The sequence below is a fragment of the Guptibacillus spartinae genome, assembly GCF_028610625.1.
Classification (GTDB): Bacteria; Bacillota; Bacilli; order Bacillales; family Guptibacillaceae; genus Guptibacillus; species Guptibacillus spartinae.
This window is the reverse complement of the sequence record NZ_JAQQWU010000001.1, coordinates 395055-415930: the sequence shown is the minus strand read 5'-3', so window position 1 is coordinate 415930 and position 20876 is coordinate 395055. Positions and strand designations below refer to the sequence as shown.

The window sequence follows — 20876 nt, the reverse complement described above, 5'->3', positions numbered from 1 at the left end:
TTCCATATTGCCCTTCTACAAATCGAAATCCATCATACTCTCCGCGATTTCTGAAAAAGATTCTTCAGATGCATTGAAATACTCTTCCCAAACCGCTTTGTCCCAAATTTCCAATCGATTTGATACACCAATTACAACGCATTCTTTCTCAAGGCCTGCATACTGGCGTAAAGTTCCGGCAATATTTACCCTGCCCTGTTTATCTAGTTGGCATTCAGTCGCACCAGAGAAAAAGAATCGGGTAAAAGCACGAGCATCTTTCTTTGTAAAAGGGAGTGATTTCATTTTCTCTTCAAGAACTTCCCATTCCGTCATTGGGTAGCCGAAAATGCATTTATCTAACCCGCGAGTGAGGACGAAGGAATCACCAAGTTCTTCACGGAACTTAGCGGGAATAATCATTCTGCCTTTTTCATCAACAGTATGCTGATATTCCCCCATAAACATGGCTTCCTCCACCTCTCCCACTTTCTACCTCTAAGTTACCACAACTCCCCACTTTTCACCACTAAAAAATTAATTCGTAACACAATACAAATATCCTGCTGTTCAGCAGGATATTTCTTAGAAAAAATTTTATTTTAGAACAAGTGGGTTGCATGTGATTTCGCGAGTGCCTGTCACCACCCGCTATTTGTCGAATAAAATGATGCCTTATAGCGGTTTATTGGCCAAATCCTGAGGATATTGGCCAAATTCGAAATATATTGGCTAAATTCTATTTTTATTGGCCAAATCTCTAATATATTGGCCAATTCAAAAAAGCTGCCGGAATCCTCCGACAGCTTTTCTTCCTTACTATAGATAAACCACCTTATGCATATCATTAAAGGGAAGCTCAAGTCCCATCATTTGATCAACGAAATCAAATCCATGCCAGTTTAGATAATAAACAGCATTCCACTTCCGCTCTTGTGGCGCACCATTAGGTTTTAAGGCGAGACCAACTTCATCAAACTTTGCCAGCGTATTTTCATGCTGATATTCAAGTGAATGATAGAGCTTCTGCTGGAGAAGATCAAGCTGTCTTTGGAGGAAACGTCCATTTTTTTCAGCGTAACGATTAAGACCACGATCTACAGACTCCGTTAGATCCCTAAGGTTCTGATGAATTTCCTCGACTTTTAATTTTGCATCGTTAAAAGTGGCGCCAATCCCCACATCATCTAAATGACGCACGTACGTTTCTTTCGAATGATCAATCCCTGACTTTAGTATTTCTTCAAGTGATAGGGAGAGGTCATCTAAATATTTTTGAACATGCCGCTCAACAAACGTAAATGTCAATCTCGGTACAATCACAGGCATTTTTATCTCAAGTGCACGAAATGCAGGTTTTAATAACGCCCAGTAGGCAAGTTCGCCTGGTCCAGCTACAAAACCTAACACAGGAAACATGAAATCCTGCATGATCGGCCGTGTTACAACGTTATTGCTTAAATCTTCAGGCTGTCGTTCTGCTAGTTCAAGTAGCTCCTCTTTTGAATAGGAAACGGAAGCCGATTTGCCCTCAAACTTTCCGTTTATTCGTTCTAGTAAAATCCGCTCGCCGTTTACCTTTACGAATAGATTCGCCTGTTGATCATCAAGATCCACTCCGATTGGGTAATCTTCTTCACGAAGATGAACCGCCTGTCCGATCACCCCTTCATTGATTGATTCATTTTGATGAATGATTTGCTTAAACGCATCCGTTTGAAGCTGGCGAAAATCATGGTTACCCGAATCAACGAGCACCAGGCCATGCTTAGAAAATAACTTTGTCATCAAGTAACAAAAATGATCAACATAAGTGTTCGATTTTTCAGCGACTCCCTCAAGAAACCGCTCAATATCTTTCGTATAGGAGGTCTCCCCAAAGTGTCTGATCATCTCACGTGTCCATGAGTTAACCGTCTTCTTATCAAGTGGAATATCTGATAATGCCTGCTTTGTTAATTGCTTTTGAGGAACGGCTTCTTTCTTCTCGCGCCCCTCATCGTATAAATAAATATGATTCACTTCATGATAATCATGATCTTCACCCGCTACCCAAAAAACAGGTATAACAGGAACACCCAACTTTTGTTCCTTCTCTTCTGCTAATTTAATGACAGATATCGCCTTATTAATTGTATAGAGTGGCCCGGTTAACACGCCAGCCTGCTGACCCGTCACTACCGTAACCGCTTCTGGTTGCTTTAACCGCTCAATATTTGTAAGAGCAGGTTCTTCTGCTTCGAATTTCTCATTAAATGACATCAAGTGTTGCGTAAGCTTGGTACGATCTTGATGACGTTCCATTAACTCTTTGTATCGCTGTTCGTAAGAAGAGTCGTTTTGGTATGTATAGTCAAAAAAAGCTGAGATTGTTGGTTTCTCAGCAATATAATCTGTTGCGATTGCGTTTGATCCTGGAAGGAATGTTTCTTTGAGTCTCATTAATATTTCTTCCTTTCTTGACACCGTTACTAAATTCCGCCTATTTATCCTTAGTTAGTATATCAAACTTCCTCATTGGTACCAAAAAAAAAGCTTATGAGTTAGACCGAAATAATTCGGTGCACTAACCCAATAAGCAAAAGAAGAACATACCCTGTCGAAAACAGTAAAAAATTAAATCGCCACGCACCTTTAATCACTTTATGAATTTGAATATCATCTTTCGTTTTCCAGTGCAGAACAGTAAAAGCTCCTGCAGCTCCAATAATCATCAATAAAATGATCCAGAGAAAAGATTTTCCAACTAATTCAAGTAAAATAAAATGCACGCTTAAAATAAAAAAGATTGTAGAAAGATCTACTGCAAGACGAAAGGAGAATTTTTTCTTTCGTGTCATTTTCACTGTAATAATATAGACCAGGTACCATGCGAGCAGTGGGGCAGTTACGGCCGTTGCTACAATCCATGATAAGAGGTTTTCCATTTCAGGAGACTCCCTTCTCTATCTCGTTACCATCTCAAGACCCTTCACGCTATCATAGACAAATCTTGAAAAAGGGACATGCTTGCCGCGTGCTTCCGCTTCTTTCAGTATAAAACCTGTGATTGCATCAATTTCTGTTACCCTTCCTGCTTTTATATCCGCAAGCATGGAAGAAGTATTCGCACTTGTACGCCTGCAGATAAGCTGCACCTCATTCCATGAATGTTCATATTCTAGCTGAAGAACTTCGCACGTTTCTTTTACTATTTCTCTCATTAAGCTATAAAACCTTGCATTATTCAGAAGCTCTCCATTTAAAACATGATAGATACTACTAAGTGGATTAATGGCACAGTTTATGACGAGTTTTTTTGCGAGCATCGTGTACCAATCATTTTCATAACAAATTGGAAAATCCTCGCTTGAAAGAGCTGTTACTTTATTTGGCACACCTGCATAAGCGCTAACTTTTAAGATGCCGCTCCCTGTATGTTCAACTGTACGATCATTGATCTTTCTAGCCCCATGCTCTACTACGCCCACAAGTACATGATGAGCTAACAAATCGATCGATGAAAGATGCCCCATTCCATTTTGAATAAAAAGAACATCAGGCAAATTCGCTCCTTGATACACGCTTTGAATCATCGATATCACTGAAGGAACATGATTTGATTTGACAGCCACCACGAGTAAATCTGTCTGCTCTGGACGTAAACGATTCGTTCCATGAACATCAACCCGCTGCGATTTTTTTCCATTTATGTAGATGATACCTTTATTTATCTCATCCGCCTGATGGTTACGACGGCATACGACCGATATAACATGTCCATTCAATGCCAACTTGGCAGCCGCTAGTAAACCAATTGACCCGGCACCAATAATCGTTACGTTCAACTTCTCCGCCACCTTCTCGTGGGATGTGTATCATTTAAAGTTTAGCACAGGTTGATCCTGTTGATGAGAAAAAAATCCCTTAACAGTTAAGTTAAGGGATTTTCCAACAGTTTATACAGGATAAACGGGATGTTTCTTAGCTGGTGCTTCCATTTCTTTGGATTCATAATAACTTAACCGATCGATTAACACGTTACGCAGTTCACTTCCAGGTACGATATCGTCGACGATTAACTCAGAAGCTAATTTATAAATGTCAATGTGTTCTTTATATTCCTGATGTTTTTCTTTCACATACTCGATACGCTCTTTGGGATCTTCAATTGCATTAATCTTATTTGCGTATACGGCGTTAACTGCCGCCTCGGGACCCATGACTGCAATCTGTGCCGTTGGAAGGGCAATGCAACAGTCCGGTTCAAATGCAGGACCAGCCATCGCGTACAAACCTGCCCCATAGGCTTTTCTTACGACAACTGAAATTTTCGGAACGGTCGCAGAACTCATAGCTGCAATAAGTTTTGCTCCATGTCTTATAATTCCAGCGCTCTCCACCTTCGTCCCGATCATAAAGCCTGGAACATCAGCGAGAAAAATCAGCGGAATATGGTACGCATCGCAAAGCTGAATAAATTTTGCCCCTTTATCCGCCGAGTCTACAAAAAGCACGCCACCTTTTACTTTAGGCTGATTAGCGATTAACCCTACCACTCGTCCATCAATTCTCGCAAAACCCGTAATTAATTCTGGTGCAAAAAGTTTTTTTATTTCAAAAAAACTCTCACCATCAACGAGGGCATCGATTAACTCATACATATTAAATGGCGCATTTTGATTTTCAGGTACAATTTCACTAATCGATTTCTCAAGAGAAGGAAGCTTTCCATCTAGACGTGGTGTTTGTTTATGGAAATTCCCCGGAAAATAACTCAGATAGCTTCTTCCAAGTTCAATTGCATGCTCTTCATTTTCAGCAAGAACATCACCGCACCCACTCGTACTGCAGTGCATGCGTGCTCCCCCCATTTGCTCTAACGTCACTTTTTCTCCAATTACTTTTTCAGCCATTCTTGGAGAGCCAAGATACATCGAGGCATTTTTATCCACCATAATGACGATATCACAGAATGCTGGTATGTAAGCTCCTCCTGCCGCTGATGGACCGAACAGCAAGCAAACTTGCGGTACCATCCCAGACATTTTTACTTGATTATGAAATATTCTTCCGGCTCCGCGACGATTCGGAAACATTTCTAGCTGATCCGTAATGCGCGCGCCTGCTGAATCCACAAGATACAATAGAGGCACTTTAAGGTTCATCGCTGTTTCTTGAATGCGAATAATTTTTTCGACGGTTCTTGCTCCCCATGAGCCTGCTTTAACAGTGGAATCATTCGCCATCACGCATACCTTTTCGCCATTTACCCTACCGATCGCTGTTACCACTCCATCAGCCGGTAGCTCTTTCGCTAAGTTATTTGCAAATTTCCCGTCTTCTGTGTATTCACCATCGTCAAACAGAAGCTTCAGGCGATCACGAACAAACAGTTTGTTCGAGTCCTTTAACTTCTGGTGATATTTCTCAGCACCGCCTGATTCAACTTCTGATGCTCTAGACGCTAAAAGCTCTTCTAGATGATTCATAGTAAAAATCCTCCTTCAGCTGGGGTTAGATCGAGCGCTCGTTCAGAATACACACTTACTTCACAGTAACGAGTACGTCACCTTCGTTAACAAAATCGCCAACATTCACTTTAACCTCTGCTACAGTGCCTTCTTCCACACCTTCAATCGGAATCTCCATTTTCATTGATTCAAGCATAACGAGCTCCTGCCCTGCAGTAATCGTATCGCCTTCCCCTACCATTACATTTAAAACCGTACCCGCCATTGATGCTTTAATTTCTTGCATGTTCATCAGTCCTTTTCAGTAGTGTTATTTTTTCACAAGAATTTTTGCTAAATAAGACGTTGAATAGTTTCCTTGTTGAAAATGATTTTCTTTAAGTAATTGTGTAAATAACGGTCCATTATGCTTGATGCCCGTTAGCGAAAATCCTGTAAAGAAATCGATACTTCTTTTAATGGCTTCTTCACGACTGGATCCAGATACGATGATTTTCGCTATCATAGGATCATAGAATGGGGTCACCGTTGACCCGCTTTCATAACCTGAATCAATGCGAACCCCTTCTATTTCAGGAAATTCAAGTGCTTCAATCTTGCCAGGTGAAGGCATAAATGAAGTTGGGTCTTCCGCATATAGTCTATGTTCAATGCTATGGCCAGTGGGCTTAATTTCCTCCTGTTTAAGTGGAAGCTCTTCCCCTTTTGCAACGATGATTTGCCATTCGACTAAATCGACACCAATGGTCTCTTCTGTAATGGGGTGCTCCACTTGCAATCTCGTGTTCATTTCTAGAAAATAAAAATTTTCCTCTTGGTCCATAACAAATTCGACCGTGCCAGCATTCGTATAGTTAACGTGCTTAGCGGCAAGTAAAGCAGCTTCACCAATTTGACGGCGCGTCTCTTCTGATAGAAATGGTGACGGTGTTTCTTCTAGAACTTTCTGATTACGCCTTTGAATCGAACAATCGCGCTCATAAAGATGAACAACATGTCCATGGATATCTCCTACAACTTGAACCTCAATATGACGTGCATCGTCAATGAATTTTTCTACAAACATTGCGCCACTGCCAAAATAAGCTTTCGCACGGTTTTGGCTGGATACGAACGCTTTCTCTAGCTCTTGATCATTTTCACATCGCTGCATACCAATTCCACCACCACCTGCAGCTGCCTTTAACATAATGGGGTAGTTAATTTCATTCGCATAGGCAATCGCTTCTGTTACATCGAGAATTTCGCCGCTACCAGGTACAACTGGGACTCCAGCTTCCTGCATTGTTTTTCTCGCTGTAATCTTATCGCCCATTGCCTCTACAACTTCTGCTGAAGGTCCTATAAACGTGATTCCCTGTTCACTGACCCTTCTGACAAATGAAGCATTCTCAGATAAAAACCCATAGCCAGGATGAATGGCATCAACATTCTCTTCTTTTGCCACGCGAAGAATTTCTTCTTGATTCAAGTAAGATTTGGCTGCAGGTGGATCGCCGATCTCATATGCGACCGTTGCTTTCTTTACATAAGGTAGATCCTTATCCGCGCTGGAATAAACAGCAACTGTCTCAATATTAAGTTTGCTGCATGTCCTTATAATCCGTTCCGCAATTTCGCCACGATTTGCTATTAGGATTTTTTTCAAAGTATCGCCCCTCTCACCACAATAATAAACTAACAGGTTTGAAAACCCTTACATTTATCATATCATTAAATGACCTCTTCGTTTCAACAAATATTCAAATTATTCCTTTTATACTTTGTTTTTTGAAATGAAGAAAAGTTTCGTGTTTTCGGTTATAATAAAGAGGAAGAAGTTTTTACTTCTAATCATCTTAGAGTATAAGAAGCATGTTTGGAGGGGGCCGCTATGGTAGATTTAACAGTTCGTCCACTTGTCATTAATTACAAAACTCTGGAAGAGTTTAAGAAGTTTAAAGAGTTTGGCATTCAAGAACTTTCCATGATGGAGGATCTTCAAGACAACATCATTGAGAATGATAGTGAATCGCCATTCTACGGTATTTACTATGGGGATAAGCTCGTTGCTAGAATGAGTTTGTATCGTATCGATGGCAAATACGATCGCTATTTTGATCCTCCACAGGATTATCTTGAACTTTGGAAACTTGAAGTCCTTCCGCAATACCATAATCGTGATTATGGATCCACGCTTGTGAATTTTGCTAAGACCTTTAATTTGCCTGTAAAAACGAACGCAAGACAAGGTTCTGGTGAATTCTGGGAAAAGATGGGTTTCGAAGCAGTTACCTATCAACCCGAACGTGATCGCGGCGAAAATCCTTATGTATGGTATCCAGAAGGGGTAACTGAACAGGAGTAACGAAGAAATAGGAGCTTAAGAGCTCCTATTTCTTTATTTTTTCTAAGTTACCATTCGCATCCATTTGAAATCGCAAACTACCCGCATCTTCTTCTTGAAAGATTACCATTTTCCTCGCCTTTTCCATAATCTCTAATAGGGATTGATAATCTTCCTGTACAGTGAGGTACTCTTTTTCTAGTTGATGAAGATTTTGTTTTAGCATAAGGTTTTCAGCAAGCGCTTCTTGTAGCGATGCTTCACTCTTATTTGATTCAGAAAGATAGCTTTTCGAGGTGATTAACAGGCTAATCGCTTCATCGATTAAATCAATACTCCGATCTTCTTCAACAGAACCTGGTTTTGTTACCTGCTGTTTCTTTTGTTCTTTCCGCTGTTTCTTTGCTAATGCAATCGCCGCCTCATACTGTTTCCGAATAAGCGAATTCCATCGAAACCCACAGGCAGCAGGCGTTCGAGACAGCGTCTTTCCCACCTCTTCAAATGCTGCTAGCTGTGTACTTGAGTCTCTAATATGACGTAACACAACCTCAGCTAATAATACATCTTCATCTTTCGACCAAGCATCCTGGCGAATCGGTACCACTCACAATCCCCCCAATAACTGTTTTACAGTCATCATATGCATTTACTAGATATAGTAGACTCTTCTATTTTAGAAAGAATTGAGCTTCTAATATCCTGCCAGTGGAAGGAATGACCTTCTCTTCTTGCTAGAAAACAGGAAAAACAGCTAAACCTGCTCCCGTTTTTTCAAACGATCACCGGTTTAAAAATGCCTCTACTGCACGATGATGTTCATCAGTCGCCCATAAGCATGCACAGCTTTTAATTTCTTCTTCAACTCGAAGACGAATCGAATGACAATCGAGACTATTTAGCCAATAATTTTTATAAGCTGAGAGAATGAGAGGAGCCCGCTTTAAAAGATTTTCTATGTAAAGATAAGCACTTTCTTCCCATTGGTCGTCATGAGTGACATAAGTCAGGCAACCGTTCTTGAGTGCTTCTTCGCTTGAATAACGATCAGCACTCATTAGCATCGTTAACGCTTCCGATTGATTCATTCTTGTTAAAGCATACGTTGAGCCTCCCCACCCTGTTGTTAGTCCGATTGAGCCTTGGATAAACCCCACTTGTATATTAGCTCGAGCCACACGAAAGTCGCATGCCATCGCAAGCTCGAGCCCACCACCCACTGCGTGACCATTCAAAAGCGCTACAGTCGGTTTTTTGCAGAAAAACAATCGATCAAGGACATCGCCCATTTTACGTAGCATTGGATAAGCCTGATCTTCTGTCTGAAGTTCTTGAAATGCTTTTACATCTCCGCCACTACAAAATACTTTATCCCCGCTACCAGTGAGGACAATATAGTTGATCCCTTCGTCTGCTTCAGCCGTTTCAATTGCTTGTGACAACTGATCCATTACCTCATAATTAATCGCATTCCTTTGTTTTGGCCGATAAATGGTGATGATGGCAGCTTGATTCCGTCGCGTAACGATTACACTCGTCATTTTACTTCACCCCTTATTCCGAAAAGTCAAACAATTTAACACGTAAAAAAAACAGAGAGATTACTCTCTCTGTTTCGCAAGATTACTTGCTTACTACGTTTTCACCTTTGTAATTTCCACACTCTTTACAAACACGGTGAGAAAGTTTGTATTCGCCGCAATTAGGGCATTTTACCATTCCTGGTACTTCTAATTTATAATGAGTACGACGCTTGTTTTTACGCGTTTTAGAAGTTCTTCTAGCTGGTACTGCCATTGTTTCCACCTCCTTAAAAAGTTAACAGTCTTACGGAAATTTTGATCTAGTTATCTTCATTTTCCTTATTGAAAAAATCAGCTAAACCGGCCATACGAGGATCAACCTTTTCTTTCGGCTGTTCCTTCGTAATCACTTCCCAACCATTACCCGATTTTTTTGGCATTTCTTCCGATTCAGAGCTATATTTCACTACGCGAATCGGAATCTCCAAAAGTATATTTTCCTTAATATACGGAACTAAGTCAACCGTATTTCCCGAAACTTGATGAATTTCTTCATCTTCCACCTCAAAATCAACGCCACTTGTGTTTGCTTCAAGCACAAATGTCTCCATTGGGCGAAGTACGAACGGAAAATCAACATCTTCAAGTGTATTGGCACATGGTAGAACCATTTTGCCTTTCACTGTAAGATGAAAGGTAACCTTATTACCATGAAACGATGTTTCACCGGTAACATGAACTGGCGTAATCTCACGAATGTCAGCATTACGTTGCTTCAGTTCCTCTACATTCACTTCTTCGTCAATTGTAAGGCCTTTTAATTTATAGGACTTCAATTGTTCAATTGACCATTTCATCTGTGTATCACCTCAAGGCAACAAAAGTATTATAGCTACAAATCAAGCAAATGTCAATATTTTTTCTTTACACCAGTTGTTTCATTGGTAATCTTGGTATAATGTTAATCATACCAGAGAAAAAACCTTGAATTCAACTAATAAAAATGGATGTCCAATCCGTTTGAATCGGAAGGAGTAACTGTATGAAATCTGCTGGCTTAGTTGTGGAATACAATCCTTTTCACAATGGTCATCTCTACCATCTCCAAGAATCAAAGAAAGCCACTAATGCAGAAGTCGTTGTAGCCGTTATGAGCGGCTCTTTCCTTCAACGCGGAGAACCGGCTCTCGTTGATAAATGGACGCGTACAAAAATGGCGCTTAACAATGGCGTGGATCTTGTGATTGAACTTCCTTACGTATATGCTACCCAAAAAGCGGAAATTTTTGCAAAAGGGGCCCTCTCTCTCTTAACCTCACTTGGCGTGGATACCGTTTGTTTTGGAAGTGAATCTGGTGAGATCGAAGAATTCAAAAAAACAACCTCATTTATACATCATCATCAAAAGGGGTATGACGAACGAATTAAGTACTATATGGGCAAAGGGTATAGCTATCCGAAAGCGTCATCGCTTGCTTTTGAAACGCTAGAGGGGCATGAAAACGTTCTTGATCTTTCTCAACCTAATAACATACTTGGGTATCACTATGTTAAAGCAATTCAAGATCTTCATTCTCACATAGAACCATTTACCATTTTACGAACCAAGGCGGGCTATCATGATAAAGAATTTGTTGATACGAAAATTGCGAGTGCAACAAGTATTCGAGCGGAACTGTTAAAAGGCCATTCTCTTGATCAAGTAAACAATTATATTCCCGCCCCAACTTATGAAGCGTTACATCACTATCACCATACATATAACATGTTTCACGGCTGGCATAAGCTTTATCACCTGCTCAGGTATAAACTTCTTACGACAAATAGTCGAGATCTTGCTTCAATCTATGAAGCGGAAGAAGGGCTTGAAAATCGACTTAGCGCAATGGCGAAAAAAGCGCCAACCTTTCAATCATTTATGGAACTTGTCAAAACGAAGCGCTATACATGGACAAGAATTCAACGCTTTGCTCTTCATATCCTTACACAGACAACAAAGGAGGAAATGAAACCCTCACTTCAAGGGGAAGCACCATACATTCGCATTCTTGGCATGACGAAAGCAGGTCGCGCGTTTCTTAACCAAAAAAAAGGTTCTCTCTCTGTTCCCCTCGTCTCCAATATTAATCAGTATGAGCATCCCTTTCTAACGATTGAAAGACGGGCAAGTCTCGTGTATGCACTTGGCTACCACGGGCAACATCAAGAAAGTTTTCTACAAAAAGAGTACAAATCTGTACCAATAATGAAGTGAAAGCAGCCTGGCGGTTATCGCCAGGCTGCTTTCTTTTACTTTTGTTTCAACTGGTTTAAATATTCACGTGCATCATCAAACGTCTCAACTGGAACAACCTTCATGTCAGTTTCAATATCTTTTGCCGCTTCTAACGCATCATCATAGTTGGAATGCGCTACTGGTGCAAAGAAAATTTCTGCTCCAGATCCATCTGCGGCTACAATCTTTTGCTTTATGCCACCAATTGGTCCCACTTCACCTTTTTCATTAATGGTACCCGTTCCAGCGATTTCATACCCTTTTGTCCAATCTTCTTCCGTTAGTTGATTATAGATTTCTAGAGTAAACATTAATCCTGCTGATGGCCCTCCAATTTCGTCCGTGTTAATTTTAATCGAAGGGTCCGTCTTGATGGTAGTTGCTGTGACAGGACCGGTAATGCCAACGCCTACTTTTCCATCCTCTGTATTGTAAGCCTCTGGAAACTCCGAAAAACCAAGCTCAATTTCTTTTTCTTTATCATCTCTCTTGATCGTCAATTGAACTTTATCTTCCTTTTCAAAAGCGCCAAGTAGATCAAGAAGTTGCTCTGTTTCTTCAATCTTTTCTCCATCAACCTTCACAATCAAATCACCTACTTGTAATTTCCCATCAGCTGGCATTCCTTCAATGATGCCAGTAACCAGCACACCGTTTTTCGTAATGGTTATCTCTTTATTAGCTGCCTGATAGGCTACAATCGTAGCACTCGTTTGTGAGTTAGCCATTACATCCAACTGTCTTTGATGATATTCTTCGTCTGACTCGCCTTCACGCTTGATTAAATCTTCATTGATTAACTCATGGTATTCGTTGAATTGTGCCCAAATGTATTGGATCACATTCGCTTCACCTACTCGAACGGTGGTTAGCATAAAGTCACCACCATCTTGTGAACCACCATCTACATTAATGACTTCATCTAATACTCTCGCTTCCCCAGGTGTAGTGACATAATAAGGCAAGTCAATAAAGGTAAAGGCAGCCACCAAAACGAGGATAATTGCCCACACATAGGTGAATTTCTTGGTGCTTCGATTCATTTGTTTTTCTCCTTCCACACCTTCACCACTTGATGAATTTGCTCAAGGTGGCGATAGGCTTCTTCCTCTCCGATTTTAATAATATCCAGTACGTTTGTAAAAGCTCGTGATTGAAAGGATTCCAAACCTGGTTTGATCATAACATCCGCATTAATCTCGTGGAGACGTACCATTTCGTTTTGCATAATATCAATACTTTGCATTATGACGTCGATAATGGAGGTCACATCTGGTTCTTTTTTTACATTCGAAACGTCAACTGCAATTACAAGATCGGCCCCCATCTCCCTTGCAACTGAAACGGGCACGCGATCAATTACACCCCCATCGACTAAAAGGCGGTCTCCAATCTTTTCAGGAACCAATATTCCCGGTATGGCTATACTTGCTCTAACCGCTTGCGCAACCGATCCGGTTCGAAAAACGACCTTTTCTCCTTTAATGATATCTGTTGCTACGATCGCAAGCGGGGGATCCATATCCTCAATCTTTTTTCCATGAGTTAATGTTTCAATCAAACTTCTCACTTTGTTCCCTGCAATAAACCCCATCTTTGGCACAGTAAAGTCTAAATAATACTTTCTCCGAAAAAGCGATGCCATTTTTTCCATAGTCGCTACATCATGTCCTGATCCATATATCGCACCGACTAACGATCCCATGCTACTTCCGGCGATGAAATCAATGGGGATTTTTTCTTGGAGCAGGACCTTCAGAACGCCTAAATGTGCGAATCCTCTAGCTCCTCCTGATCCTAGAGCTAATCCAATCTTCGGACGGTTCATAAAGAACGCCTCCCTGTCTATACCTGCTTAATCATATGGTCTAATTGTGCCTCACATACGTATATTTTAATTATCGGACAGGTTAGAGAATCTTTTCATTAACGTTTGACTCAAAAAGTAGGAGGGCAGCAACTATGAACGTTCAAGTAGCAAAAACAATAATGCTTGCAACGTCCGTCACATTCGTTGCTCTCGCCGTCATCTTATTCCCAGCTCATACACTAGAGGCATCAAAAAGCGGTTTATCCATGTGGTGGAACATTGTCTTCCCATCTTTATTACCCTTTTTTATCATTTCTGAAATCTTAATTGGTATAGGCGTGGTTCGATTCATTGGGATTTTACTAGAGCCATTGATGAGACCTCTATTCCGAGTACCAGGTGCAGGGGCTTTTGTGTTTGCCATGGGCATTGCATCAGGCTTTCCAGCCGGTGCGAAGTATACTGCTCATCTTCGACAAAATCACGACATCTCTGCCATAGAGGGAGAACGTCTCGTCTCGTTTACGAACTGCTCTAACCCCCTCTTTATTTTTGGAGCAGTCGCAGTCGGATTCTTCCATAATCCCGCACTAGGTGTTATTCTCGCAATCGCTCATTATGCTGGTAATATAATGGTTGGTTTAGTGATGCGCTTCCACCACCCTGAATCCGACCATGCAATAGATGAGAGAGACTTCAATCAGTCAAGACTCGGACGTGCCTTTTCAGCGCTACATGAAACAAGGCTTATGGAGCGTCGTCCTTTCGGAAAAATGATGGGTGATGCCGTTCATTCTTCGATTAAAACGTTATTAATGGTAGGTGGATTCATCATTCTATTTTCTGTTTTAAATGAGCTACTGGGCGTCATTGGGCTTGCAGCTATACTTGCAACAGCCCTAAGATCCATTCTATTATTGTTTCAACTCTCACCAGAGTTAGACATCCCACTACTATCAGGTATGTTTGAAATTACGTTAGGAAGTCGCCTAGCAAGTGAAAGCTCTACTACTTTACTTGCTCAAGCTATCGTGACAAGCTTCATTCTTGCTTTCAACGGTTTTTCCGTCCAAGCACAAGTAGCAAGCATACTCGCGGACACCGATATTCGGTTTAAACCATTTTTTATGGCTAGATTGCTTCATGGGTTTTTCGCCGCATTTCTAACACTTGCACTATGGAAGCCGGTCTATTTGAATTATTTATCCACGGATAATGGATCACTTCCTGTATTAAATCGAGAAGATGCTCCATCCTTTATCGAACACGTTTATTCCTTTTTTACACAAACGGGATCCTGGATCACCCTCTTTTCCTTACTTACCTTTATTATTCTTGTTGCTTACCGCACAGGCAAAGTAGAAAAAGACCCCCGTTAACTTAACGGGGATTCTGCATATTTTTGTTTAAGCGCACTTTCAACGATCTCAGGAACCAGATCTGAGACAGGTGCGTGGTATTTCGCTATTTCTTTTACAATACTTGAGCTTAAAAAGGAGTACTGATTATTCGTCATCATAAAGAAGGTTTCAATTTCATCTTCTAGCTTTCGGTTAATGGAAGCAATTTTCATCTCATATTCAAAGTCGGACACCGCACGCAATCCGCGTAAAATCGTGGAAGCTTCCACTTTTTTAGCATATTCGATTAATAATCCATGATGTGAATCTACGGTAACGTTTGGAATATCTTTTGTGGCTTCTTTTAACAACGATACGCGTTCTTCAACTGAAAATAACGTGGACTTACTCTGGTTATTGAGTACGACTACTTTAATATCATCAAAAACTCTGGCACCTCGTTTAATAATATCCAGGTGACCAAACGTCACTGGATCAAAGCTGCCTGGACATACTGCAATTTTTGCCATGACTATTCCTCCTTCTCAACCTGCATCTGTTCATATGTATAAATGGATATCGTTGTTTTCCCGCTATACGTTTCTTCACGAATCATTCGTAATCCGGCATATGATTCTGGGAGCTGTACTTCTTTTTTGTGTTCAACTACGATGGTTGCTTTGTCCTCTAATAACTGATAAGCCGTTAGTTTCTCAAGATCATGTAGAATTTGCTCTTTATGATAAGGAGGATCTAGCAACACTAGCGAAAAATGAATCTCTCGCTTTTGAAGCGCTTTTAGGGCACGTTTGGAATCATTACGAAAGACCTCAGCGGATTCGGTGTATTTTGTTTGTTCAAGATTCCATTTGATCGTTTCAATTGCCTTGCTTTCTCGATCAACAAACACACACTTTTCAATCCCACGACTTAACGCTTCAATCCCTAATGCGCCACTCCCTCCGTAAAGATCAAGAGCTAAACCCCCTTCAAAAAAGGGCCCAATGATGTTATAAATCGATTCTCTTACTTTATCTGTTGTTGGTCTTGTGGAAGTCCCTGGAACGGGCTTTATTTGCCTTCCTTTACATTCTCCTGCAATAATGCGCATCTCTCTCACAACCTTATCGTTTCCATATTCCTACTTATCCTACCACAAAAAAGTGGAAAGCTAAAATCCATGTATAAACCATTTTGGGATGGCGATACTAAACGTAGTAGCATCGTTTAGAACGATGTTGCCAACCGCGGAAGAAGACTTACGTTTCCCCATAAGTTCTTCCTCCGGTTTCTCCTCTCCCATTTGCCTTAGCTTCAAAGCTTAAGGCACCCGCAGGATTTCCTGCGGGTTTTTTTATTCGGAAGGTTTCTGTTTTTTTATCCTAAATCAAGGTCATGCCCGTCAATTACCGGAACGCCGCCCCAGTCATGATGGATCCAATCTCCAAATGCTCCTTCGGTAATATCTGTAGTACTAAACAAATAATCCTCTACCTCTGAAAGTGATTGCCCAGAAAGCATTTCAGCCTCTGCTGCCGTGATGATACCATGTAGCACAAGCGCTGCTAAAATATCAGCAATTATCAAGCCCTGTATTAGCTTTTTATCCATGGTTTCCTCTTTAGCATGTCTTCCTTTCCAGTATAGAAAAAGCAACCCGCCTACTAAACCTACCAGAAGAAGAATCGAGACCATCGAAGAACCTCCTTTCTTTTCATTTTAATGCAAACGCTTCATCCTTTCCATTAGAAAGAATTCATGCTACATTATGATAGGATTTCTGTTTTAAATGAAAGGAGAACAACCTTATGATTCAACGCTTTATTGAGCTTGGTGAAGGCTATTCTGATATATATGAATTAGTCGAACTCGCGAGAACGAATTCTCATCGGCTCCATCGTTTGCTTGTACTTAAGACAGTCAAAAATGATCGGGAAGTTGTGTCACCAGTGGTCGTTTTAAAACCAGCTGGGGAAGGAAATCTTCAACCTCTCTACATATGTCGAGAAGGCATTCCTGTAAAGGAGCCCTCCGTACAACGCTTACAACTTTTTGAAGATTTAAGTAAGGAGGTCGAGTCACCGATTATCCCTATTGAGGTAAAACCTTCAAGTGAATTTAATGAAGGAGATCTTTACTTCAATTATATTATTGGGATACTCCGGTTAAATCATTTGATTCCACCACTCCAATAGGTTAATACTATGAAAAAAGCAGGAGCCAACGGCTCCTGCTTTTTATGATGGGATTTCTTTCGCTTCGTAAACCGCACGTTTTCGATCAAGAATGGGGAGGACTTTTCTTTTTACATAAGCTACGCTAATCAACAAAATGATCCCAGCAAATAAGAAGAGCCCCCTTGTCCCTACCATTGCAACAATTGCGCCTCCCGTTACGGGACCAAGTAGGTTTCCTAAGTAAACGGCGCTATTTGAGAAACTATATGTTCTACTTTCCATCCCAGCAGGCGATAGCGTCTTAACTAACGAATTAACTGAAGGCAGTAAACCGCCGATACATAACCCTAACAAAAAGCGAAGGGCGATGAGTTGCCAGAGTTCTTGAACAAACGCCTGTGGTATTGAAAAAATCGCAGCGCCTATTAACGAATAATAGAGAACGTGATGAGACCCTTTTCGATCTCCCACTTTTCCTAGTTTAGGAGAAGCCAGCATATTAGCAACCCCCATAACAGAAGCAGCAATCCCTGCAAATAAAGCCACATTCGAACCAGTTGTCAGCTGTTGCACAAAAAGTGGAATGAGTGGATTCATACCTAAAAGCGCAAACTGGACAAGAAAACCAACGAGCATTAAAGATACCATCGGAGAGTGAACCGTTACTTTTTTAAAATCTTTTACAGCATTGCTTTTCTCTTTTTTCGCAGATGGTTCTGGTTTTGTCTCTTCTTTCACTAAAAATAAGACAACAAAACCTGCAAGTAAAATGACAACTCCAGTGATATTGAATATCATGCGAAACCCTAACGTTTCTGCCATTAATCCTCCGAATAAAGGACCACAAATTGCACCAGCAACCGCCCCTGAATTGAGCGTTCCTAGGGCGTAACCAACATGCTCTTTTGGTGTATTCGTTGCTACGAGAGCAATCGCAGCAGGAATGAATCCTGATACTACTCCATTAAGCAAACGTAAACCAAGTAAAGACCAGGGACCTGTGGCAAATCCGGTTAAAATAATTACGATTGCCATACCGAAGCCAGAACGAAGGAGCATCAGCTTTCGTCCATGTCGATCTGCCATACGTCCCCAGAATGGTGAAAATAAAAAAGCGGTTAAAAAGTTCGCACCGAAAATAACGCCTGACCAGAGGCTAATTTGACTTTCTCCTTCTACACCTAGTTCTTGCACATATAAAGGCAGAAAGGGCATAATCATGGTCATGGCACCAAGGACTAAAAATTGACTACCAAACAAAATCCAAACATTTCGTTTCCAATTTTCCATTATGTCACTTCCTTTAATTCGACCATTATATACTTCGGTTACCGAAATAATCAACCATTTTGGCTCTACTTATGTAACATAAACATAAAAAAAAGCCTCCTTTAAGGATTGGCTTTTTAGAGACCCATTTTGTAATCATACTGTTTGGCTTTATCAGGCTTAGCATTTTGATATTCAGTCTGCACCTCTGGACGCTTTGAAGGCTCTACTCGCTTTACAAAGTGAAGAGAATTCAGACGCTCTTTCGTGGTTTCTAATTGATCGAGATTAATATAAATCACGACATATTTTTGTTTTGAGGAAACGTAGTGAACATTCCCAAACCTTCTTAGCTGTTTGGCGTGCTTAAGTGACTGAATATAAACTGCCAGGCCAACTCGTTCTACAAACATGGTGCGTTTCCCCTTTACTATAAACTCCATCGGCTCTTAAACAGAGTGATGGTCATTTACTAATGTTTCCGTTACGATATGAGTAGACCGTCTTTAAGAAAGGATGCTCTAAAAATGAACCTTGATGAGATATGGAATCCATTTCTAAATCGACTGGCCACTTCAACTTATGTGAATACTGTTTCAAAAAAAACGATCACTGGTATTCCCTTTCTCTATCTTACAGTAAATTCGAATATCAGAAAAGCTGAGATTGAAATGTTAATTAAATTGGAAGCTGCTAGAAGCATGAGAGGGAAACAACTACGAATGGAATATTCCTTCGTTCGTGAAGAAGAGCAGCTCCTCGTCTACCGCGTCCGCTTTTTAGTTCCTCAAGAAAAAATGTTTTGTTGCGGGAACCTTTGTCCCGATTGCATTCGCTTTCGAAATTGAAAAACCAGAGCAAGTGCTCTGGTTATCCACATCCGCAGCTGCCGCCTGAGCCGCAGCCACCTCCGCAAGATTGGTTATCAAAGAAAGGATTGCCTGATGGAACTTTAATAGAAGGAGAAACTTCACCAGCTAAAAGGGAACTAACCTCTACAAGTAGCCCCTCGAGCTCCGTTTCTGCTTTCTTAAATGCTGCTACGGCTTCGTGAAGGTCCATATCCCGCTTCGCTTCACGTACTTTCACAGTAATCGTCATAAAGTCCGGATGATAACGGCCGAAACGTTGAACTTCATCATAAAGTTCTTTCATTTCCGTAAAGCGTTTAATTAAACGCTGCGCCTCCCGATTTTTCGATAACTGCTTCTTTGCCTCATGATATTCATGAGCGACTTCTGAATCTTTTATCAAAAATCCAAGCTCTTCAGCCTGATCTAAAATCATTACACTATCTAGAGTAGCAATCATACTTACACCTCCACCCTTATCTTACCACTTTTAGGAACCCCCTGACCAGTCCTCTACTATAGTAGTAAAGTGAATACCCACGATTTGGTTATTGACTTTTTATGTAATCAGCTCTATAATTTTCTAGATTTATATGTTTTCATCTAAGAAAGGAAGACAAAGAAAACTGTGAAACTTATTACGTTCAATCCATTTCGAACTCTTGGTATGACTGGCGTGTCTTATGTTAAACCCGATCATATGTTTAAGGATATCCATCTGATTAGAGAAGCAGATATGCTTCTATTCCCCGAAAAGTGGCAAGTGAATTCTCTAGTCTATGGGTTAAATAAAAAGATTTTCCCTTCAATCCAATCCATTCAACTCGGCTTTGATAAAGTGGAAATGACGAGAGCATTTTGGTCGCTTTCGCCAGATCTTATGCCTTATACCGAAATAGCTGGAAGATCCAACGAGTCCATTGAACGCATTCTAAACACGTTCCCTTTTCCTTTTGTAGCTAAAGAAGTGAGAAGCTCAATGGGGAATGGGGTTTTTCTAATCCGGACTGAGGAAGATTTCCGCTCTTATGCGGAGCGCAATGAGGTTCTCTATGTGCAAGAATACTTACCGATTGAGAAAGATCTTCGCGTGGTCTATGTAGGTAATAAAGTCGTGTCCGCCTACTGGCGTGTTGGAGGCGAGTCGTTTCTAAATAATGTCGCACAGGGTGGGAAACTTTCTTTTCATAACATACCTGAAGAAGCGCTTCAGTTAGTGGATCAGACTGCCAAAGCGCTTGGCATTAATCATGCTGGTTTTGACGTTGTTTACTCAAACGGCAAATATTACTTTCTTGAATTTAATTGTCTATTTAGAAACCAGGCTCTCATTCAGCAAGGAATTCAAGTGGAGAAATTGATTTACACCTATATTCAAGAACAATTTCCACCACTCGTTCCGCCAACGCCATTTAAACAAATATCCTAACCGATAGCCTCCAAAAGAGGCTTATTTTATTTCCACATTCATTTCCTTTAGTGACAGATACCTTCCTCCATCTTCTCTCATAATATCAAGACGTATGGAGTGCTTTCCTTCAGGTAAATTTCGTAAAACAAATGCAGCCCGTTCAACCGTTTGATACTTCTCACCATCTAGATAAACATCTAAGTATCCATGATACTCTTTGGTTTGATTGCTTTCATCAAATGAAAAATTTGGAATCAAGCACTCTATAAAAACATTAGCGCCTTTTACACGATGGTTTAAAACGACCGGCTCTGTGCTTTCTTTTGCTGAGACATTCTCTTGCAGCGCTTGACTGAACCCAACTACTGGAACACAGCAGCTAATCATTACGAGCAAAACAATTAAGTGCTTTCCTCCGCGTTTTACAAACATACTCATCCACACTCCTTCTTTCTTAAGTGT

General features: G+C 40.7%; 26 protein-coding genes. 6 read left to right on the top strand and 20 right to left on the bottom strand.

Annotated elements, in window-relative coordinates; genetic code table 11:
* Nucleotides 1–15 precede the first annotated feature (15 nt).
* The 7 genes from mraZ to PQ511_RS02225 all read right to left on the bottom strand — a co-directional run bounded on the left by mraZ (nucleotide 16) and on the right by PQ511_RS02225 (nucleotide 7080).
* Nucleotides 16–447 carry a division/cell wall cluster transcriptional repressor MraZ gene (mraZ, locus tag PQ511_RS02255; protein WP_273850318.1) on the bottom strand — a complete coding sequence of 144 codons (432 nt, stop codon included), beginning with the start codon at nucleotides 445–447 and terminating at the stop codon, nucleotides 16–18.
* Nucleotides 448–798: 351 nt separating this feature from the next.
* Complete coding sequence (gene bshC, locus PQ511_RS02250; protein WP_273850317.1) at nucleotides 799–2421, bottom strand: bacillithiol biosynthesis cysteine-adding enzyme BshC; 1623 nt, start codon at nucleotides 2419–2421, stop codon at nucleotides 799–801.
* Nucleotides 2422–2522: 101 nt separating this feature from the next.
* Nucleotides 2523–2906, bottom strand: a complete 384-nt coding sequence (locus PQ511_RS02245; protein WP_273850316.1) for a DUF3397 domain-containing protein — start codon at nucleotides 2904–2906, stop codon at nucleotides 2523–2525.
* A gap of 18 nt (nucleotides 2907–2924) precedes the next feature.
* Nucleotides 2925–3806, bottom strand: a complete 882-nt coding sequence (locus PQ511_RS02240; protein WP_273850315.1) for a 2-dehydropantoate 2-reductase — start codon at nucleotides 3804–3806, stop codon at nucleotides 2925–2927.
* 111 nt (nucleotides 3807–3917) lie between these two features.
* Nucleotides 3918–5450 (bottom strand): acyl-CoA carboxylase subunit beta, encoded by a 1533-nt coding sequence (locus PQ511_RS02235; protein ID WP_273850314.1) that lies wholly within the window; start codon nucleotides 5448–5450, stop codon nucleotides 3918–3920.
* A gap of 55 nt (nucleotides 5451–5505) precedes the next feature.
* Nucleotides 5506–5718, bottom strand: a complete 213-nt coding sequence (locus PQ511_RS02230; protein WP_273850313.1) for a biotin/lipoyl-binding carrier protein — start codon at nucleotides 5716–5718, stop codon at nucleotides 5506–5508.
* Nucleotides 5719–5742: 24 nt separating this feature from the next.
* Nucleotides 5743–7080, bottom strand: a complete 1338-nt coding sequence (locus PQ511_RS02225; RefSeq protein ID WP_273850312.1) for an acetyl-CoA carboxylase biotin carboxylase subunit — start codon at nucleotides 7078–7080, stop codon at nucleotides 5743–5745.
* Nucleotides 7081–7305: 225 nt separating this feature from the next.
* On the opposite strand from PQ511_RS02225, the gene PQ511_RS02220 reads away from it, so the two are divergent.
* Nucleotides 7306–7779, top strand: coding sequence for an N-acetyltransferase (locus tag PQ511_RS02220; RefSeq protein ID WP_159782287.1), 474 nt, complete (start codon nucleotides 7306–7308; stop codon nucleotides 7777–7779).
* A gap of 25 nt (nucleotides 7780–7804) precedes the next feature.
* Here the strand turns inward: PQ511_RS02220 and PQ511_RS02215 are convergent, their stop codons facing one another.
* From PQ511_RS02215 to PQ511_RS02200, 4 genes are all read right to left on the bottom strand, one after another.
* Nucleotides 7805–8365, bottom strand: coding sequence for an RsfA family transcriptional regulator (locus PQ511_RS02215; RefSeq protein WP_273850311.1), 561 nt, complete (start codon nucleotides 8363–8365; stop codon nucleotides 7805–7807).
* A gap of 175 nt (nucleotides 8366–8540) precedes the next feature.
* Entirely contained in the window at nucleotides 8541–9299 is a 759-nt protein-coding gene (locus PQ511_RS02210) for an enoyl-CoA hydratase/isomerase family protein (protein WP_273850310.1), read from the bottom strand.
* An 82-nt stretch (nucleotides 9300–9381) separates the two neighbouring features.
* Entirely contained in the window at nucleotides 9382–9555 is a 174-nt protein-coding gene (rpmF, locus tag PQ511_RS02205; RefSeq protein WP_098443283.1) for a 50S ribosomal protein L32, read from the bottom strand.
* 46 nt (nucleotides 9556–9601) lie between these two features.
* The gene (locus PQ511_RS02200) at nucleotides 9602–10138 is read right to left on the bottom strand and encodes a YceD family protein (RefSeq protein WP_273850309.1); all 537 of its coding nucleotides are present in this window, start codon (nucleotides 10136–10138) and stop codon (nucleotides 9602–9604) included.
* A gap of 185 nt (nucleotides 10139–10323) precedes the next feature.
* On the opposite strand from PQ511_RS02200, the gene PQ511_RS02195 reads away from it, so the two are divergent.
* Entirely contained in the window at nucleotides 10324–11535 is a 1212-nt protein-coding gene (locus PQ511_RS02195) for a nucleotidyltransferase (protein ID WP_273850308.1), read from the top strand.
* A 35-nt stretch (nucleotides 11536–11570) separates the two neighbouring features.
* Here PQ511_RS02195 and PQ511_RS02190 read toward each other — a convergent pair whose 3' ends face one another.
* A complete protein-coding gene (locus PQ511_RS02190) occupies nucleotides 11571–12599 on the bottom strand; it encodes a SepM family pheromone-processing serine protease (protein WP_273850307.1) in 1029 nt (342 codons plus the stop codon).
* The gene (locus tag PQ511_RS02185) at nucleotides 12596–13384 is read right to left on the bottom strand and encodes a patatin-like phospholipase family protein (protein ID WP_226658383.1); all 789 of its coding nucleotides are present in this window, start codon (nucleotides 13382–13384) and stop codon (nucleotides 12596–12598) included. The genes PQ511_RS02190 and PQ511_RS02185 overlap by 4 nt, the downstream gene beginning before the upstream one ends.
* A 134-nt stretch (nucleotides 13385–13518) precedes the next feature.
* Between PQ511_RS02185 and ylbJ the strand changes: the two genes are divergently transcribed.
* A complete protein-coding gene (ylbJ, locus tag PQ511_RS02180) occupies nucleotides 13519–14745 on the top strand; it encodes a sporulation integral membrane protein YlbJ (RefSeq protein WP_273850306.1) in 1227 nt (408 codons plus the stop codon).
* Here ylbJ and coaD read toward each other — a convergent pair.
* The 3 genes from coaD to PQ511_RS02165 all read right to left on the bottom strand — a co-directional run bounded on the left by coaD (nucleotide 14742) and on the right by PQ511_RS02165 (nucleotide 16401).
* Nucleotides 14742–15236, bottom strand: coding sequence for a pantetheine-phosphate adenylyltransferase (gene coaD / locus PQ511_RS02175; RefSeq protein WP_273850305.1), 495 nt, complete (start codon nucleotides 15234–15236; stop codon nucleotides 14742–14744). The genes ylbJ and coaD overlap by 4 nt on opposite strands.
* 2 nt (nucleotides 15237–15238) lie before the next feature.
* A complete protein-coding gene (rsmD, locus tag PQ511_RS02170; protein WP_420541647.1) occupies nucleotides 15239–15817 on the bottom strand; it encodes a 16S rRNA (guanine(966)-N(2))-methyltransferase RsmD in 579 nt (192 codons plus the stop codon).
* A gap of 266 nt (nucleotides 15818–16083) precedes the next feature.
* The gene (locus PQ511_RS02165) at nucleotides 16084–16401 is read right to left on the bottom strand and encodes a hypothetical protein (RefSeq protein ID WP_273850303.1); all 318 of its coding nucleotides are present in this window, start codon (nucleotides 16399–16401) and stop codon (nucleotides 16084–16086) included.
* A 113-nt stretch (nucleotides 16402–16514) separates the two neighbouring features.
* Between PQ511_RS02165 and PQ511_RS02160 the strand changes: the two genes are divergently transcribed.
* A complete protein-coding gene (locus PQ511_RS02160; RefSeq protein ID WP_273850302.1) occupies nucleotides 16515–16901 on the top strand; it encodes a DUF7147 family protein in 387 nt (128 codons plus the stop codon).
* Nucleotides 16902–16943: 42 nt separating this feature from the next.
* Here the strand turns inward: PQ511_RS02160 and PQ511_RS02155 are convergent, their stop codons facing one another.
* Together PQ511_RS02155 and PQ511_RS02150 are read right to left on the bottom strand one after the other, a co-directional pair.
* Nucleotides 16944–18173: an MFS transporter gene (locus PQ511_RS02155; RefSeq protein ID WP_273850301.1), complete on the bottom strand. Its 1230-nt coding sequence runs from the start codon at nucleotides 18171–18173 to the stop codon at nucleotides 16944–16946.
* A gap of 116 nt (nucleotides 18174–18289) precedes the next feature.
* Nucleotides 18290–18565, bottom strand: a complete 276-nt coding sequence (locus tag PQ511_RS02150; RefSeq protein WP_098443273.1) for a YlbG family protein — start codon at nucleotides 18563–18565, stop codon at nucleotides 18290–18292.
* 114 nt (nucleotides 18566–18679) lie between these two features.
* Between PQ511_RS02150 and PQ511_RS02145 the strand changes: the two genes are divergently transcribed.
* Nucleotides 18680–19000 carry a hypothetical protein gene (locus PQ511_RS02145; protein WP_273850299.1) on the top strand — a complete coding sequence of 107 codons (321 nt, stop codon included), beginning with the start codon at nucleotides 18680–18682 and terminating at the stop codon, nucleotides 18998–19000.
* A gap of 22 nt (nucleotides 19001–19022) precedes the next feature.
* On the opposite strand, the gene PQ511_RS02140 is transcribed toward PQ511_RS02145, so the two are convergent.
* Nucleotides 19023–19463, bottom strand: coding sequence for a YlbF/YmcA family competence regulator (locus PQ511_RS02140; RefSeq protein WP_273850298.1), 441 nt, complete (start codon nucleotides 19461–19463; stop codon nucleotides 19023–19025).
* A 168-nt stretch (nucleotides 19464–19631) separates the two neighbouring features.
* On the opposite strand from PQ511_RS02140, the gene PQ511_RS02135 reads away from it, so the two are divergent.
* On the top strand, nucleotides 19632–20432 hold the full coding sequence (locus PQ511_RS02135) for an ATP-grasp domain-containing protein (RefSeq protein ID WP_273850297.1): 801 nt from the start codon (nucleotides 19632–19634) through the stop codon (nucleotides 20430–20432).
* A 21-nt stretch (nucleotides 20433–20453) separates the two neighbouring features.
* Here PQ511_RS02135 and PQ511_RS02130 read toward each other — a convergent pair whose 3' ends face one another.
* Nucleotides 20454–20852: a hypothetical protein gene (locus PQ511_RS02130; RefSeq protein WP_273850296.1), complete on the bottom strand. Its 399-nt coding sequence runs from the start codon at nucleotides 20850–20852 to the stop codon at nucleotides 20454–20456.
* Between the last annotated feature and the right edge of the window lie 24 nt (nucleotides 20853–20876).